Source organism: Herpetosiphon sp., from assembly GCF_003512625.1.
Classification (GTDB): domain Bacteria; phylum Chloroflexota; class Chloroflexia; order Chloroflexales; family Herpetosiphonaceae; genus Herpetosiphon; species Herpetosiphon aurantiacus.
Map to the genome: position 1 here is coordinate 144686 of NZ_DOPT01000094.1, position 16967 is coordinate 161652.

The window sequence follows — 16967 nt, forward strand, 5'->3', positions numbered from 1 at the left end:
AAAGGTTGAACGACAACCTGTAGGGATTGCATGTGAAAGTCTTATACATCGCCAGCGGCATCCGCGTGCCTGGTGCATTTGGTGGCGCAATTCATACAACCGAAGTTGCCCAAGGCTTGGCTCAACTGGGCGTGGAAATGCATGTGATAACACGACCAGCCCAAGGCCAACGCCGCAAGCCATGGCAACTGCCCAAGCGCCAAACCGGAGCAATTACTTGGTACGAAGCTGATTTGCCAAAGCCTTTGAGTTTGCTTGGCTATTCAGCAATTGCACGGTTGGTACGCGAATTGCGGCCCGATGCGGTAATGGAACGCTACTATAATTTTGCTGGAGCAGGCATCTTGGCTGCGGCTCGCCAAGGCATTCCGACGTTGTTAGAAGTCAATGCCTTGATCGTTGATCCGCCCCAAGTACGCAAGCGCCAACTAGATGATAGCTTGGCGTGGCTATTGCCTGGCAAGCATGGCCCGATGCGGCGCTGGGCCGCTTGGCAATGCCGGCATAGCACCAAAATTGTCACGCCCTTGCACACAACCGTGCCACCCGAAATTGAATGCAGTCGAATCGTCGAATTACCTTGGGGCGCGAATGTTCAGGCATTTAGCCCACAAACTCAAGCACCAATCCAACCAGTGTTTGTCTTTCTTGGTTCGTTTCGCCATTGGCATGGGGTGACCGATTTTATTCGCGCAGCGATTCGTTTGATTCAGCAAGGCAGCCCGGCCCGATTTTTATTAATTGGTAGTGGCCCAGAACAAGCTGAAGCTCAACGGTTGGCAGCACCGTATGCCGAACGTTTTGAATGGGCAGGGGCAGTAGCTCACGAACGCGTACCAGCCTTGTTAGCGCAGGCTAGCGTTGGGGTTGCACCGTTCAATCCAGCTCGTCACCCAGCTTTACAAGCGGCAGGCTTCTTTTGGTCGCCACTGAAAATTTACGAATACATGGCGGCTGGCTTGCCCGTAGTAACAGCTAATATTCCGCCGCTCGATACAATTATTCGGCCACAGCAAGAAGGTGGGTTATTTGAAGCTGGCAATATCAACGACCTTGCTCGCGTCATGCAGGCAGTTGCCAACGACCCGCAACGCCAACAATGGGGCTTGAATGCTCGCCAACGCGTGGTCGAGTATTATTCGTGGGAGCGCCATTGCCAAGCCTTATATCAATTATTGCAAACCATGATTAAGGAGCAGCCATGAAACCGCTGCATGTGCTGTTACCAACCGACGTATTTCCACCACGCACCGGTGGCGCAGGCTGGAGTAGTCATGCCTTGGCGTTGGCGTTGCTCGAACGCGGCCATCAGGTGACGGCATTGGTTCCCAAGGCTGGAGTGCGTGGGCTGCATCGGCGGGTTGAAGCAGGTGTTCCGGTGGTTGAGGTCGGCTATCAACCTGCTCGTTTGCCGTTTGTGGCCAATTGGTCGCGCTTTGAACTGTTCTGGCCCCAATTTGCCCAAGCAATTGTCAAGACGATCGGCAAGCAGCGCGAACACGTAATCATTCATGGACAGCACGTCCAAGGGATTGGTGCAGCCGTCTTGGCGGGGCAACAGCTGAACATTCCGGTTGTGGCAACCGTGCGTGATCATTGGCCAAATCATTATTTTGGCACAAATTTACATGGCGATCAATTCCCGCTTGAAGATTTTGATTGGGCGGCGGCGGCCACCGATTTGGTTGCCCGCCGCAAACCATTACTTGGGATACTTTCGCTCTTGGCCTTACCCTATGTCCAAGCGCATATGCAACGGCGACGACAATTGTTACAAGCCTGTGATGCGGTTATTTCGCTGAGTAGCTATATCACCCAACGGCTTAGCAGCGTAGTTGCACCCGCCAAATTATGGCCAATTCCCAACATGGTCAATGTAGCAGCGATAAGCAAAGTGCTAGCAACGCCTGCGCAAACGACCATTAATCAGCCATATATCTTGTTTACTGGCAAATTGGCTCGCAACAAAGGAGCCTATTTACTACCCGAAATTATGGCTAGTTTTCGGGCAGCTGGTGGTGAGGCAACCCTCGTCATCGCTGGCGGCAAGAATTCAGAGCTGGTTGCAGCAATTCAAGCTCAAGGCATTGAGGTGCTAGCCCTCGATTGGGTTGAGCACGATGAGGTTTTGCGCTTGATGGCGGGGGCCAAGCTCTTAATTTTCCCCTCAACGTGGGGCGAACCACTCAGTCGGGTTTTGCTTGAAGCTTGTGCTGTGGGCATGCCGATTGTGGCAATGGCAACGGGCGGCACACCGGATCTAATTCAGCATGGCCTGAATGGCTATCTGGCTCGCTCAGCCAAGCAACTAGGTGTATTGGCGGCAGAATTGCTGCACAACCCGCAACGAGCCGAGCAATTGGGCCAAGTTGCCTATCAAACCGCCCAAACCCGTTTAGCTAGCACAGTGGTTGCTGAGCAAGTGGAACAACTCTATTGGACACTACTTACCCAACAACCACAGCGTGCGCTGACTGGGTATGATTAAGTTACTGTGTAGGATAGGAGAAAAGGCGTATGCGTCGATTGGTTTCTTGGTTGCTGCTGTCAGGCATGCTCGTAGGATGTAGTGCAACACCAGCAACAGTTGATATCACCGTTACACCAAATTTACGTCAACAAACTGCAACGGCTTTTGCTTTAGTAAACCAAGGGCTGCAACGCCGCACTGCTACCCCAACCGCAACCACTGAGCCAGGTGCATCAACGCCAACCAGCGCAGGCAATCGTGAGCCAACGCCAACGGTGAATCTTGGCCCAATTACGGTTACGCCTTTGCCAAGCCCAACACCCTTGGAAAGCCCAACGCCAACCGAGACTCCCTTGCCAACTGAAACGCCAACGCCGGAACCAACCGCCACACCCGCCCCACCAAGTGCGAGTAGTGGATTAATCTTCTTTGAGCGAGCAGGCGCATTGTGGAGCTACAATGTTAAAGCCAAAACCGAGCAATTGATTGCTGAACAGGGCGAATTGGCGCGAGTTTCACCAAATGGCACCAAAATCGCCTATTTGGATAATCGTACCTTGTTTGTGGCTGATCGCGATGGTGAAAATCGCCAAGCCTTGACCCAAAATGTCAACGAAGCACCACGTTGGTCTCCTGATAGCACGGCCTTGGCGGTGGTCAGTGGCAGCCCTGATAATCGCTATCCTTTGGCATGTGCCAACGATAGCCAATTGATCGTGGTCGATTTGAATAGCAACAGCAGTACGACGCTGGCCCAAGGCTGCCAACCAGCATGGTCGCCTGATGGCAAGCGCTTGGCCTATGTTTCACCAACCATTGGCGATATCAACGAAGGCTTTAATACGGTTGGCCTGATTGGTCGCCAAGGTCAAAACGGCTGGACTCCGGTTAGTGCTCCGGTGCAAAACGCCGCCTTCCCTGATCCACGGCGCATTTTCTATGCACCGTTCTGGAACCGCGATGGCAGTGCCTTATATAGCTTTGGCTTTATTGGCTATCGCGTGCTGATCGATTTCAGTACGATTGAGCAAATTGATCCAATTAATGGTGGTACAAAGCCAATTGGCTTGGCCTTGGATGTACAAAGTGCTAGCGTGCGACCAACCTTGCGTGGCGATGGCGCTGCCTACATCTCATTGGGGGCTAAGGGTAGCCCAATGTTAAATCTCGTGCGCACTGGCAATCAACCACAAATTGTTAATTATGTTGATATTCCGATTGAAGTTTCGGCGCTGGTTGACCCTGGCACGGAGTTTGTTTCGCAGGCTACTTGGGCACCTGCAGGCGAGATTCTGGCACTCGTGGTTTGCGCTAATGATGGTTTCGCTTGTACGCCTGGCGGAAGTGGCACCATTCAGCTCTACGACCCTAAAACCCAACTGAGCACCCCACTGATTCAAAATGTCGATGCTGAAGGCAGTATCGATTGGGGACGCTAAGCATGAGGGTCTAAGGGGCTAGTTGTCAGAGATCAGCAATAAAATAACCAGATTAACCACGAAGCAGCCGAAGCCCACAATGTTGACTGGCAAGAGGCTATCGGGGGATTAAGCACATAGATCGCTCCGATAGCCTTCAGCTCATAGCCAATAGCCTACTCTTTAAATGGATAATCCTGCCAGAGCTTGCTCAAAATGATGATTGCACAAGCAGCAATGCTCAGCCAAACAAAATGCACATAGCCAAGCAGGTAGGTAGCAAGCGGCGCGGCCCCAATCATCACCAGCGCCGCCCAACTGCTCCGCTTCAAGCCAAGCGCAAAAAACGCCCCCACGGCTAATAATGGGAGCGCCAAGATTGGCGTAAGCATGCTAATTACGCCCAAACCTGTTGCTAAACCCTGACCGCCAACACTTAAAAGCCAGTGTCGCCAATGTTGCCAAGGCGTTTTCAAACTACGCAAGAGCAAATAGGGCGAGTAGCAATGGCCCAAAACTGCCATAACCCCAACCAAGCCAACTGGCCATTGTTCTGCCAACATGGAATCGGCTACGAGCATGGGAATGATCGCCTTGAGTGCATCGAGCACCAACACTAACACACCCGCCCAAGCGCCCGCTACCCGCAACGAGTTGCGTGCCCCCACATTGCCCGAGCCAGTTGAACGCACATCTTGGCCACTTAACAGCCGCACCACAGGCACGGCGAAGGGAATTCCACCAATTAAATATCCCAATAAGCTCAATAATCCAATCAGCATGACAAACCCTCTAGACCCGAATCGTTAATGCGGCTGGCTGAATTGTGATTGTAATCTCGTGCAAGCTCGCACTAAAAACCTCACCATCAACATGCACTGGCACGCCACGTTCACTATACAGCTTAAAGGTACGGGTTTTAAGCATTGTCACACTTGGCAGGTTGGTATGGCTTCCTTGGCGTACACGGCTCGAATCGCGGACCATCGACCAGCGCGATTGTTCGCCAGTCAGGCAAACATCAAGCATCCCATCGTCAATCTGCGATTCAGGCGTAATCCAAAAGCCACCACCATGATAACCACCATTCCCAACCGTTGCCATATTAATCCGTTTTTGCAGCGTCAGATCATCAGTTTCAATCAGCAAATCGCGGGCTTGATAGTGCAAAATAGATTTGAGCACGGCAATCATATAAACCAAACCACCTTTGATCCGTTTGAGTTTTTGAGCCTCAATCGCCACATTTGCATCCAACCCAATCCCAACCCCATTGATAAACCAATGCTGATTGATTATGCCAAGGTCGATTTGGCGTAGCCGATTGGCCGCGATCGCACGAATGGCTTCGACCGTGTTATTGGTTGGCAATTTGAGCATTTTGACAAAATCGTTGCCAGTGCCAAGCGGAATAAAACTCAACGGCATAGACGAGCCAGCCATGCCATTGACGATTTCATTAATCGTGCCATCACCACCTGCCACAATAATCCCATCCCAATTGCCTTCAGCGACACATTGTTGGGCCAAATGGGTGGCATGCCCAACCTGGGTCGTTTGCAATAAGGTCGCCTCAAGCCCAAAATGCTCAAGCATCGCCAGAATGTGGGGAGCTTGTCGAGCTGCTCGTTGGCGATTGGAATGGGGATTCAAAATGACTGCTAGGCGCAGTTTGGTCATGGCAATGCTCCTCGTACTTGCTGGGTGCTAAGCGCATTATAGCAGGCGAGTTTTGAATATGGGCAAGCAACCTTCCGAAAAGACCTTAACAAACCTGTAATACTTTGGCGAATGAGGTGTAGTTTAAGTGTGTCAGATACGTGAGGCAAATGATGATTAGGATTCAACAACCAACACTTGATTCACCTACCAACCAGATTGATTTTGCAGAACTCTATACCCAGCAGTATGCGTCAATCTATCGCTACATTGCCTATCGCGTGCGCGACCCTGCCAGCACCGACGATTTAGTTGCCCATACCTTTGAGCGAGCCATGACCCGCATTGAAACCTATCGGGCCGAGCGTGGCAGCCCTGGAGCATGGATTTTTGGCATTGCCCGCCATTGTGTTGACAGTTATTTTCAGCGGCAACGGCGACAACGCTGGCTCTCATTGGATTTTATTCGTGAGCACGTTGCTGATAATACCGACCCGATTGCCGACACCTTACGCAGCGAAACCAATCAACAGCTGTATCAGGCACTCAAGAAACTCAAAGCCCATGAGCGCGATGTAATTGCCCTGAAATTCGGGGCTGGCTTAAACAATCGCCAAATTGCCGAAATTACTGGTCATAGCGAAAGTAATGTAGGAGTGATGCTCTATCGCAGCCTCCAACGCCTTCGTCAATGGCTGCCAAATAGAGGATACGAACAATGATCGAGCAGCAAATCCAGCAATTTAATGCTGATGTTGACCACTTACTTGAGACTGGTCAACTACCATCGTCCGCCGATCCGGATCATCAAGCCTTATTACATCTGGCTCAACAGTTGGCACAATTGCGTTTGCAACCAAGCAGCATCCAACAGGCAGCTACTGCCCAACGGCTTCAACAGCCCAGCATTCGCAAACAGTATTCTGGAGGTTTTATGTTGAAATCAAAAATGCGTATGGCCTTAGCCGTCGTTATGGCCTTAGTTATCGCAACGATCGCAGTGCCACCATTGCGCAGCTATGCCAACCAAATTTTGCGCCAAATTGGCTGGTTGAGTGTCACCAATGAGCCAACCAAAGCTGAACAATTGCTCACCGCAACCGAGGTACCACCAATCCCAGATCAACCAACCGCTACGCCACCGGTGCTCAGCGATGCCAGCCCGTTCAATCTAACCTATTTGCCCGCAGGCTATGTTGCCAAACCAAGCTACAGCGGTCGTTACTATGCCAACGACAGCACGCCCGACTCGATCTATATCTCAGTGCGCAGCATTGAAGAAGGCAGCAGCCTCGGGGTTGGGGCAGCCAGCACCACGCCTATCACAGTGCGTAATACCCAAGGCTTGTATATCGAGCAAGCACCGTTATACATCAAAGCCAAAGAAGGCAAGATGTATCAAGAAGATCTTGAAACAGTCGCGGTTAACTTGGTGCTCTGGGAAGAAAATGGTCAAATCATCATCATTGAAAGCTATGTACTCGATCAAACAACCCTCATCCAAATTGCCGAAGGCTTAGAAGTTAACTAATCCAACAAAGCCGCCGTAGCCTGAATCAATGCTTCAAGCACTTGCAACGCTTGATCGATTGATTCAGGTTGCGGCTGAAGCAGGCTGAATAGTTGGGTAACTCGTTGTTCAAAGTTGGCTGGCACATGGCGAAACCCACTTGCCAGTGCCACCGCGCCTTTTTCGTTCATCCAATAGTGCTGATTGAGCGCAAAGATCGTTTGGGTCAATACCATCACTGCGCGAAAGCAACACCCTGTGATGTAGGCCAAATCACCACGGCGTAGCGCCTTGCGTGCATTCGCCAAGGCAAAATCAGCCTCCCAAAAACGCCCTAAAAATGCCTGCTGCAAAGCTGGCGGATAGCTTGCAAGCTGTTGTTTGAGGCTAGCCACGCTTGCCTGCGGATCGTACAAGGGCTGGCACAGCGCAACTTCGGCTGCATAGATCGATGAAACAAAGCCATGCGGGTGGCCTGGCTGATAATCAATTGTCACTTCGCCAGCCAAACACGCAGCGACTACGTGTTCAACCTTGTTCAAATCGCGATACAGCCAATCGACTGGCATGGCATGAATCGTCAGCCAACCACCACCGTTGATCCACGGCCCCCAACCACCAAGTTCAGTTACTAGCTGCTGGCGTTGCAAATCATCGAGGGCTTGGGCATGATGTTGTAAGGCAGCAATATCCAAATCGCGGCGATAATACATCCCAATATCAATATCCGAACCCGTATGATGATTGCCACGTGCCCGCGAACCACCAAGCACCAAAGCCTCAACGCCAGCGACCGTGCGCAAACGTTCTACGACCATATTGATAATGTCTGAGGGCATAAACGACCTACTTTTTACGCTGTTAGATCACAAAAGTCGGATCAAAAAGCAATCAACCCATCGATTGGCAGGCTAGCCAACGGATGGGCTGATAAAACAAGTCCAGTGTTATGGGGAAAGTGGCACGGACGGCGGGACTCGAACCCACGACCGTCGGTTTAGAAGACCGATGCTCTATCCAACTGAGCTACGCCCGCTAGTAATTGAAGGGTCATGCGGTGTGCATGACCCCTAGAGTATAGCATATTCTGTGAGCTTGGTGGGCAAGGTTAAGCCTTAATCAACCATGATGGTTTGTAATCGTCATAGCCCTTCAATTCATAGCATTGAATCGGTGGACATGCATTCAGTTTCCGGCCAAAGCATAGCGCCAACGCTGCCGGAATTGCCGCAAAGCAATGCACAACATCCGCTTGCGATGCTAGCAGCTCACTCCGAAACAGCTGAGCTACCGCACTGGCTCGCTTGCTATGCTCAATGCCTTCGCGGGTATAAAGCGTGCGTTGTTTCACACGATCGGTCAAATGCTGCGCAAGATAACGCTCAATCGGCAATTGGACTTTTGCTGCTGGCTGGGTAATCGCCCATTCCATGCTCACATCAGGTCCATGATTGAGTTCAGTTGCCTTCGGCGTAATGCCATGAGCCGTAGCTTGATCGTTACAATCCCACCAAGTTAGGACATTATTGAAGCTATTAGCTACCCACATTTGGGCTGGCCCAGCAACTCGCTCATTAATCACCGCACCAATCAACATTGCAGCTGTTAAATGCACCTGCGGCAGAATCAGCAAACGCTTCACCGCTTGCTCAACAATCACATTCTTAACATCAAGCATTGCTTGCTGAATTGCGGGCCAAGCCGCAGGATTGATCGTATAATCTTTCGTCCAATCGCTCCAATCAAGTGCAAGATGTGTTCCTGCAGCAGGTGCAGGGTTTTGGGAAACTGCCAGTAGGCTCAACCACGAAGGATTAGTTTGACGGATAAAGCGCCGAAATATGCTTTTGAGTAATTGTTGGGCGATACCGATTGGGTTATGTTGGTCGAGCTGCCAGCTTTGTTGTAGTTGCTCAAATGGGAGGTGCTTAAAGGTTTCTGATTCATAGACTTCGGCGATTTCGACCCCATCACAAATAAGCCACCATGGGATTTCGCGGTGTTGTTGAAGGTATTGAATAGCAACGCCAAGCGGTTGATTAACCATGACCTTCAACGAATCAATATAGAGTATCACCCCTTGACTTGCAGCGATTGACTCACGAATCTCACTCGGCGCTTGGCTAGGATCGCGCTCGGTCAATAGCCCACGAATCCGGCATTCACGCGCCAGATCAGCACGGGCAAGTTTGCTACTTGGCGCAAGCCATACACTCAGCGGGCGACTTTCAGGATGATAGATCGGCTCGAATTCGTTCACAAAACCTCCTACTTCAGTTTGCGCACCATGGGCGACCAAACACGATAGCCATTGGCAATAATGCTGGCCTGCACTGTGGCAGCATTAATCTGGGCAGTATTGATAATAACGCGGCGCTCGTTGGTGCTGACCGTTGCACGAAAGCTAATCACCGCACTCTGCGAATTGGGAATTGTGCCGCTCCACTGAACACTATTGTTGCTAATGGCTGGGGCCGCCAAATTGCTTGGGTTAATCGTGGCGCTCGCCGGAACAATTGTTAGGCCATCAGGCAGTTGATCATTCATGGTTTGTGGGCTGCCTGTGCCAACCACTGTAATCGCATAGCGCAATTGTTGGCCTTGATCAACGCCCCCAAATTCGGCCAATTTGCTTGGTTGCGGGGCAGCACTAGCGATAACCGCTGCCGAATCAGGGTTGAGTTGCAAGCTCGAGCTATCCATAGCTTCAAAATGATCACCGCGAATTTGGTCGAAACTACTCACCAAATTATCGTCATCCCAATTGGGATTCGGTGCGCCAGAAATATACCAATCTGAACCATTATCGGCCACAATGATGCCATAGCGCTGCATTGCCCGCAAAATAACTTGCATCTCGCTGGAAAACCCCGAAATATCAAACGATGCCTTGAGCCGAAAGCGCATACCCATTGGTGGCACATTTTGGTCGGTAATTGATGACGCAAAATGCCGCGCTGGCCAGACATAGGCCCGTTGTGAACGCTGAATCGTAAAGCGAATTGCATGGTTGATCTCGCCTGCTTGCACCTCTTCGTAGCGCACTAAGCCAGGCAAGATTGGCAAACCTGCTGCATCAGCGGAAGTCCAGGTATCAGGTCGTAAGCTATTCGAGCGTAAATCAAAGATTGCTCCGTTACTGGCATTCCAAGTTGTATCGTTAATTTTGGTGGCATTGTACAGCTCATACAGCTTACATTCACCTTCACGCACCACCAACACATGATGGTCGCTACCATGCTCACGTGGCGCATTCGGTGGCACTGGGTATTGGCCTGAGCCAGTGGTGGGGTCACTCTCATGCGGATAATCGACAAAATTAACGGTCACAGTTGGTTGGTTAGCGGGCACAACCACATAGGGAATCCCAATATCACCACCATTCCATTGGGCCGCGCCAAAATCAGGGTGCAAGGTTTCGCTGCCGCCAATGCTGGCAATATATTGGCTCGAACGAGGGTGGACAGGCAAGGTGTCGATTGGGGTATTCCAAATGTTATCAAGTGGAAAAACCGGGCATTGACCAATGGTAGGTGAGTTTTGCGGGCTGGGAGGAAAATTGGCTGGATTATGAGGAGTACTTTTGGCAATTGGGGCGCTAGGCCATTGCGAGCTACACGCGGCCATCAACAAGACAACAATAGCAAAAACGATCATACGACGCATCAAGGCCTCCTTTGGTTTGCTGCGGATAATCAGGGAGCGCTATTGGCAGTCTACCACAGCCTTTTTGCCTTGTCGCTAGTTAAGTACTTGGCTCGCTCATTGGCCGAATCAGCAGTTTATTGACAAATTCGGCCATTTCATCGGGCGTATATTGGGTGCCACGTTCAAACCACCAACGCATCAACGACATCATGCTCGCCACAAAATGATAAGAAACTAGATCGGTCGGCAAACCACGCCCAGCAAACGAGCGCTCACCCTCAGAAATACCAAATTCGATCATGGGGCCAAGCAATTGTTCGGCAATCGGGCTGCGTAACAACACCCGCAAAACATCACGATATTGGCTGGCAAAGCGAAAGGCATTCAAGGTATTTTGTTCAGCGGCGACCGTCGAATCGGGTGGAATCAAAAACTGTTGACCTTCGATCAACATTTCACCCACAACTGCATATAATAGCGCCTCTTTATCAGGATAATGACGATAAAAGGTCTTATTGCCAACATTAGCGCGTTGGATGATTGCTCGCACGGTCACCGCTTCGTAGCCTTGCTCAATAATTAATTCTATAAAGGCTTGACGCAACGCCTTCAAGGTGCGCTGAATTCGGATGTCTTCTTGCTGCATGGCACATTCTCGTTAACTGAAATGGTTGGCTTTGCCCCTCGTTCACTCAGCAGGAGTGGGGTGGGTCAGCGTTCAAGGGTAGGCCAACCATGTAAATCAAACTACTATCTAGCTATATAACACACAATGTGTCATAATTATAGCTAGTATACCATAACTCGACTGTGCCAATCCAATCGGGGTTGGGTTAAGATTTTCGCTGCTTGCTAAATTCTTTGCGAAACTTCTGGACTTTGGGCGAGACGACCGCCATACAATAGGGTTGGAAGGGATTGTGGGCAAAATATTCTTGGTGATAATCTTCGGCTTCATAGTAATTGTTAATTGGTGTTACTTCGGTCACAATTGGGTCGGGCCACTGACCGCTGGCATTTAATGCCGCAATCGTTTGCTCAGCCACGGCTTTTTGCTCAGCATCGTGATAAAAGATCGCCGAGCGATATTGTGGCCCAACATCGTAGCCTTGCCGATTCAGCGTGGTTGGATCGTGGATGGTGAAAAAGACATCCAAAATTTGGCTGAAATTGATCACGCTGGGATCATAGGTTAAGCGCACAACTTCGGCATGCCCAGTTTTTTTGCCGCAAATTTCTTCGTAGGTTGGGTTGGCAACATGGCCACCAGCATAGCCCGATTCAACCCTGATGATTCCTTGTAGATCATCAAAAACCGCTTCTAAGCACCAAAAACAGCCACCACCGAGGGTCGCCAAAGCATATTGTTGAGTCATTTAGTTAACTATCCTTGATTGCTATCGTTGCTAGCTAGAGAGCTAGGCAAATTAAAATTGACCATTAGAATGGGCTAAATCGCCCGTTGAACTCATCCGTTATTAAGTATACTCCAAATCTTGACTAAATTACGATAGAATAATTCTTGACTTTGTTTATCAAGTATGTTATATTCCTCACAGCTTAAAAAACTAAACCCGTTGCACTCATCCAGAGGGGCGGAGGGATCGGCCCGACGAAGCCCCAGCAACCATCCTTAACCTGATCAGTTAAGTTTAAGGTGCTAATTCCGACAGTGATGTCTGACAGATGAGCAGTAGCCCGTGACAGTCATGCCACGATCTCTACTCCTCGTCTGCCCAATATACAGATGAGGTTTTTTTATGGTCATGCACGCAACCCTGCCAAGCCGCGAGGCTCTGACAGCACTCGATACTCAATTAACGAGCCAAACTCCTCAAGCAATTGTGCGTTGGGCGATCGATCACTATTTTCCCAATCTAGCCCTGACGTGTTCGTTTGGCGGTTCATCTGGCATGGTGTTGCTCGATATTGCGCTCAAACTTGAGCCAAATTTGCCAGTGCTGGTGCTCGACACAGGCTTGCTGTTCAGCGAAACCTACGCCTTGGTTGAGCAAATTGAAAAGCATTATGGTATTACAGTGCAATATTCACGCCCACGCCAAACTGTGGCTGAACAAGCCGCTACCCACGGCCCCGAACTTTGGGGCACGAACCCCGATTTGTGCTGCAAACTACGCAAGGTTGAGCCGCTCAAAGATGTGCTGGCTCCCTACGATGCTTGGTTAACCGCGCTGCGTCGCGACCAAAGCAGCACGCGGGCAAATACTCCAGTGGTTTCTTGGAATGAAAAACATCAACTGGTTAAAATTTGCCCCTTAGCCTTGTGGACTGAGCGCGATATTTGGCGCTACATCCATGCCAATGGTGTGCCCTATAACCCATTGCTCGATCAAGGCTACACCAGCCTCGGATGTCACACTTGTACAAGCCACCCGGTGAACGGTGACCCACGCAGCGGACGCTGGGCTGGCTTTAACAAAACCGAGTGTGGACTCCATATCTAAAATTCCATTTGTTCGTTATGTTATGTGTAATCAATGTTGATTAGCATAAAGGTGCCACTTTATGCTAGCTGCTATTCTATGTTCGAGGGTGTGCTTCAATGGCTGTTTCATCATTAATCTTGCCTCACGGCGGTACGTTGGTCAATCGGATTCCTAGCGGCCTTTTACGCGAAAATTTGTTGCAATCGGCCCAAGATTTGCCACGAATTGTGCTCGACGAGCCGCATCGCGCCGATCTCTTGATGATTGGGATTGGTTCGTATAGCCCCTTAACTGGTTTCTTGAATCGCCACGATTATAAGGCGGTCGTCGAAACGATGCACCTCAAAAATGGCTTGCCCTGGTCGATTCCGATTACCTTGCCAATTACCGAAGATCAAGCCTACGATTTGGTGCTCGATCAGCCGGTTGCATTAACTGATGAACAAGGCACGATTTTGGCGGTGCTCGAAGTTGAAGATATTTTCCCAGTTGATGTTGAACACGAAGCACAACACGTGTATCGCACAACCGATGGCGCTCACCCAGGCGTGGCCCGGTTGTATGCTGCGCCACGCTGGCGAGTTGGCGGGGCGATTTGGTTGTTGCAAGTTGAGCAAGGGGCATTCCCACACTTGCCACGCACCCCTCAAGAAGTACGTCAATCGATCAGCGATGCTGGCTGGCGCACGGTCGTAGGCTTTCAAACCCGCAACCCAGTTCACCGCGCTCACGAATATATTCAAAAATGCGCCTTGGAAGTCGTCGATGGCTTGTTGTTGCACCCATTAGTTGGCACAACCAAAAGCGATGATGTGCCAGCGCCAGCTCGCGTGCGTTCCTACGAGCGCTTGCTGCGTGAATACTACCCCGCCAACCGCGTATTGCTGGGCGTTTTCCCTGCGCCAATGCGCTATGCTGGCCCACGCGAAGCGATTTTCCATGCCTTGAATCGCAAAAACTATGGCTGCACCCACTTCATTGTTGGCCGCGACCACGCTGGGGTTGGCAGTTACTATGGCACTTATGATGCCCAATATATTTTCAACGAATTTGATCCAACAGCTTTGGGCATTACGCCGTTGTTCTTTGAACATACCTTCTACTGCCAACGTTGTGGCGCGATGGCCTCGGCCAAAACCTGCCCACACTCCCACGAACACCACGTTATTTTGAGTGGCACTGCCGTGCGGGCGCTCTTGTCACGCGGCGAATTACCACCACCTGAGTTCAGCCGCCGCGAGGTTATCGAAGAGTTGATCGCTGCGTGAATTGAGTTAAAAGAACATAGGACATAGAACATCCCTCACCCCCTAGCCCCCTCTCCCACCCAGCAGGCGAGGGGGAACCGCTCCGACAGCACTCCCTTCTCCCGCCGCAGTGGGAGAGGGATTGGGGGTGAGGGAAACCAAAGTATTAGCAATCACCCTTCCCAATAAAGGATTTTCTATGAGTCAGGGATATATTATCTGGTTTACTGGTTTATCAGGCGCAGGCAAATCGACGATAGCGGCGGCTTTGGCTGAAGTGCTGCGCGAACGCGAGCAACGGGTCGAGGTGCTTGATGGCGATGTGGTACGCACCCATTTGAGCAAAGGTTTGGGCTTCTCGAAGGAAGATCGCGATACCAACGTGCGGCGCATCGGCTGGGTTTGTGATTTGGTTTCGCGCCATGGCGGAGTGGCAATTGCCGCCGCTATCTCGCCCTATCGCCAAACCCGCGAGGAAATTCGCGGCAGCACCGCTCGTTTTGTCGAAGTCTATATCGATTGCCCATTGGAAGTTTGTATCGACCGCGATGTCAAGGGCTTGTATGCCAAAGCCTTAGCTGGCGAGATTCCTCATTTCACTGGGGTTTCCGACCCATATGAACCACCAACCAATCCTGAGGTGGTGATTCCAAGCCACGCTGAATCGCTCGATGCTAGCGTTGCCCGCATTGTCAACACATTGGAAGAACTCGGCTATCTACCGACGGTTGCCGCCGTCGAGGAGGGCGCATGACTGCTACAACCCCAAAACTAAACCCTGTCGAACTGCAAAAGCTGGAAAAAGATGGCTTAGCGGTGCTTGAAGATATTTATCGCTACGCCCAAAGTGGCGATATCAATGAAGTTACCGAAAGTGATATGAACCGTTTCAAATGGTATGGTTTGTATCACGATAAGCCCAAAGATGGCTTTTTCATGTTGCGGGTGCGCTTGCCTGGCGGGATTATGACTGCCGATCAAGCTGATGCAATTGTGCACTTGGCTGAAACCGTCGCCCCTGGTCGGGTTGAAATTACCACTCGCCAAACCTTCCAGTTGCATACAATTGCGCTGCGCGATATTCCAACCGTATTTGAAACTTTGGAAAGCGTTGGGCTTTCGTCGATTGAGGCTTGTGGTGATGTGCCACGCAACGTTGTGAGTAGCCCAGTTGCTGGGATTGCCGCCGACGAATGGATCGATCCACGGCCATTCTTCAAGGCACTCGATGAGCACTTTGCCTATAACACCGATTACTCAAACTTGCCCCGCAAGTATAAAGTTTCGGTCGCTGGCGGCGGGCTTGACGCGACCCAAGCACCAATCAATGATCTTTCGTTCACTCCTGGCCGCAAGGAAATTGATGGCGAGATTGTGCTGGGCTACAACGTTTGGGTTGGGGGCGGGCTTTCGCACGAGCCACATCTAGCTCAAAACATTGATGTGTTTGTGCCAGCCGATCTCGATGCAGTGGTTGAAATTGCTCGTGCCATCACCTTGGTCTATCGCGATTTTGGCTACCGCGAAAAGCGTAACCATGCCCGGCTAAAATATCTGATCGCCGATTGGGGTGCAGAGCGTTTCCGCGAAGAAGTTGTGAACTACCTTGGCCATCCCTTGGAACGAGCGGCAACCGATGTGCCACCAGCAGTTTACAGTGGCGATGTCGTTGGAGTATTTCGCCAAAAGCAGCCAAATCTCTACTGGGTTGGCTTGCTTGTACCAACTGGACGCATTACGCCAGCCCAAATTCGCGAAGCAGCTCGCTTATCACGTGAATATGGCCAAAGCGAAATTCGCCTAACCCACAGCCAAAACTTGCTGTTGCCCTACATTCCTGAAGCGCGGTTAGATGCCTTACTGGCTGAGCCGTTGTTGCAAGAATTGCAGCCAAATGGCCCACGTATCCAACGCACAGTCGTTGCTTGTACTGGGTTGCCCTACTGCAACTTTGCTACAATCGAAACCAAAGAAGCTGCTTGGCAATTGGCTGGAGCATTGGATCAAAAAGTTGAGCTTGATGTGCCGTTGCGCATCCATCTTTCGGCTTGCCCACACTCGTGTAGCCAACATAGCATCGCCGATATTGGATTACAGGGCGGCGTGATTCGCAACCCTGATGGCAGCAAAAATAAGCTACCAGCCACCGATATTCTGCTCGGCGGAGCTTTGGGCGACGATGCAACAATTGGCCGACGGGTGGCAACCAAAGTGCCATGGTCAGAATTGGCCGATCGTTTGGGCAACTTGGTCACCACCTACCAAGCCCAACGTACCAGCCCTGAAGATCAGTTCCGCCATTGGGCCAAGCGCCAAACCGACGACCAACTGCGGGTTTATCTTGGCTTTGGCGAGCCAGAAACCGAAGAAGGCGTGTGGACGGAAGAAGGCTCGTGGAATAAAAGTCGCTAGCAGATTCCCTCACCCCCAACCCCTCTCCCACTGCGGCGGGAGAGGGGAGTTTACAAGCGTAGGTCGCTACCCTTTTACCAATGATCTGGTAGTTCATCGGTGGATGCATAAATATCCCTGATTGAACTTGAGAGGGTGCAGGGGGATTAAAGCCCC

The 16967-nt window shown here is 50.9% G+C and carries 16 protein-coding genes, 1 tRNA gene, 1 pseudogene and 1 riboswitch; of the genes and pseudogenes, 9 read left to right on the top strand and 9 right to left on the bottom strand.

Annotation, left to right across the window (positions count from 1 at the left end; translation table 11 throughout):
- Nucleotides 1-32: 32 nt before the first annotated feature.
- From DEF47_RS20890 to DEF47_RS20900, 3 genes are read left to right on the top strand one after another with little or no spacing between them, the layout of a single operon-like run.
- On the top strand, nt 33-1205 hold the full coding sequence (locus DEF47_RS20890; protein WP_012189309.1) for a glycosyltransferase family 4 protein: 1173 nt from the start codon (nt 33-35) through the stop codon (nt 1203-1205).
- On the top strand, nt 1202-2488 hold the full coding sequence (locus DEF47_RS20895; protein ID WP_012189308.1) for a glycosyltransferase family 4 protein: 1287 nt from the start codon (nt 1202-1204) through the stop codon (nt 2486-2488). Before DEF47_RS20890 ends, DEF47_RS20895 begins: the two co-directional genes overlap by 4 nt.
- 29 nt (nt 2489-2517) lie before the next feature.
- Complete coding sequence (locus DEF47_RS20900; RefSeq protein WP_012189307.1) at nt 2518-3909, top strand: TolB family protein; 1392 nt, start codon at nt 2518-2520, stop codon at nt 3907-3909.
- A 155-nt stretch (nt 3910-4064) separates the two neighbouring features.
- Here the strand turns inward: DEF47_RS20900 and DEF47_RS20905 are convergent, their stop codons facing one another.
- Together DEF47_RS20905 and DEF47_RS20910 are read right to left on the bottom strand one after the other, a co-directional pair.
- On the bottom strand, nt 4065-4670 hold the full coding sequence (locus DEF47_RS20905) for a glycerol-3-phosphate acyltransferase (protein ID WP_012189306.1): 606 nt from the start codon (nt 4668-4670) through the stop codon (nt 4065-4067).
- A gap of 10 nt (nt 4671-4680) precedes the next feature.
- Nucleotides 4681-5568, bottom strand: a complete 888-nt coding sequence (locus tag DEF47_RS20910) for a diacylglycerol/lipid kinase family protein (protein WP_012189305.1) — start codon at nt 5566-5568, stop codon at nt 4681-4683.
- 149 nt (nt 5569-5717) lie between these two features.
- On the opposite strand from DEF47_RS20910, the gene DEF47_RS20915 reads away from it, so the two are divergent.
- Nucleotides 5718-6269, top strand: a complete 552-nt coding sequence (locus tag DEF47_RS20915) for a sigma-70 family RNA polymerase sigma factor (protein ID WP_287045325.1) — start codon at nt 5718-5720, stop codon at nt 6267-6269.
- Entirely contained in the window at nt 6266-7078 is an 813-nt protein-coding gene (locus DEF47_RS20920) for a hypothetical protein (protein ID WP_012189303.1), read from the top strand. Before DEF47_RS20915 ends, DEF47_RS20920 begins: the two co-directional genes overlap by 4 nt.
- Here the strand turns inward: DEF47_RS20920 and DEF47_RS20925 are convergent.
- The 7 genes and pseudogenes from DEF47_RS20925 to msrA form a co-directional block, all read right to left on the bottom strand.
- Nucleotides 7075-7896, bottom strand: coding sequence for a nucleotidyltransferase domain-containing protein (locus DEF47_RS20925; RefSeq protein WP_012189302.1), 822 nt, complete (start codon nt 7894-7896; stop codon nt 7075-7077). The genes DEF47_RS20920 and DEF47_RS20925 overlap by 4 nt on opposite strands.
- Nucleotides 7897-8016: 120 nt before the next feature.
- Nucleotides 8017-8093, bottom strand: a tRNA-Arg gene (locus DEF47_RS20930).
- Between the two features lie 72 nt (nt 8094-8165).
- Nucleotides 8166-9317, bottom strand: coding sequence for an SAVED domain-containing protein (locus tag DEF47_RS20935; RefSeq protein WP_012189301.1), 1152 nt, complete (start codon nt 9315-9317; stop codon nt 8166-8168).
- 8 nt (nt 9318-9325) lie between these two features.
- Entirely contained in the window at nt 9326-9745 is a 420-nt protein-coding gene (locus tag DEF47_RS25220) for a hypothetical protein (protein WP_353845107.1), read from the bottom strand.
- Nucleotides 9725-10723 (bottom strand): annotated as a pseudogene (locus DEF47_RS20940) (hypothetical protein); the annotation flags it as partial. The gene DEF47_RS25220 and the pseudogene DEF47_RS20940, both read right to left, overlap by 21 nt.
- Before the next feature lie 79 nt (nt 10724-10802).
- A complete protein-coding gene (locus DEF47_RS20945; RefSeq protein ID WP_012189299.1) occupies nt 10803-11351 on the bottom strand; it encodes a TetR/AcrR family transcriptional regulator in 549 nt (182 codons plus the stop codon).
- Between the two features lie 187 nt (nt 11352-11538).
- Nucleotides 11539-12081: a peptide-methionine (S)-S-oxide reductase MsrA gene (gene msrA, locus DEF47_RS20950; RefSeq protein ID WP_012189298.1), complete on the bottom strand. Its 543-nt coding sequence runs from the start codon at nt 12079-12081 to the stop codon at nt 11539-11541.
- A 204-nt stretch (nt 12082-12285) separates the two neighbouring features.
- Nucleotides 12286-12398, top strand: a riboswitch (SAM riboswitch).
- Between the two features lie 67 nt (nt 12399-12465).
- Here msrA and DEF47_RS20955 point away from each other — a divergent pair.
- The 4 genes from DEF47_RS20955 (at nt 12466) to DEF47_RS20970 (ending at nt 16811) form a co-directional block, all read left to right on the top strand.
- Complete coding sequence (locus DEF47_RS20955; RefSeq protein WP_012189297.1) at nt 12466-13170, top strand: phosphoadenylyl-sulfate reductase; 705 nt, start codon at nt 12466-12468, stop codon at nt 13168-13170.
- 98 nt (nt 13171-13268) lie between these two features.
- Nucleotides 13269-14420, top strand: a complete 1152-nt coding sequence (gene sat / locus DEF47_RS20960) for a sulfate adenylyltransferase (RefSeq protein ID WP_012189296.1) — start codon at nt 13269-13271, stop codon at nt 14418-14420.
- Between the two features lie 178 nt (nt 14421-14598).
- A complete protein-coding gene (gene cysC, locus DEF47_RS20965) occupies nt 14599-15153 on the top strand; it encodes an adenylyl-sulfate kinase (RefSeq protein ID WP_012189295.1) in 555 nt (184 codons plus the stop codon).
- Nucleotides 15150-16811: a nitrite/sulfite reductase gene (locus tag DEF47_RS20970; protein ID WP_012189294.1), complete on the top strand. Its 1662-nt coding sequence runs from the start codon at nt 15150-15152 to the stop codon at nt 16809-16811. Before cysC ends, DEF47_RS20970 begins: the two co-directional genes overlap by 4 nt.
- The last annotated feature ends 156 nt before the right edge of the window (nt 16812-16967 follow it).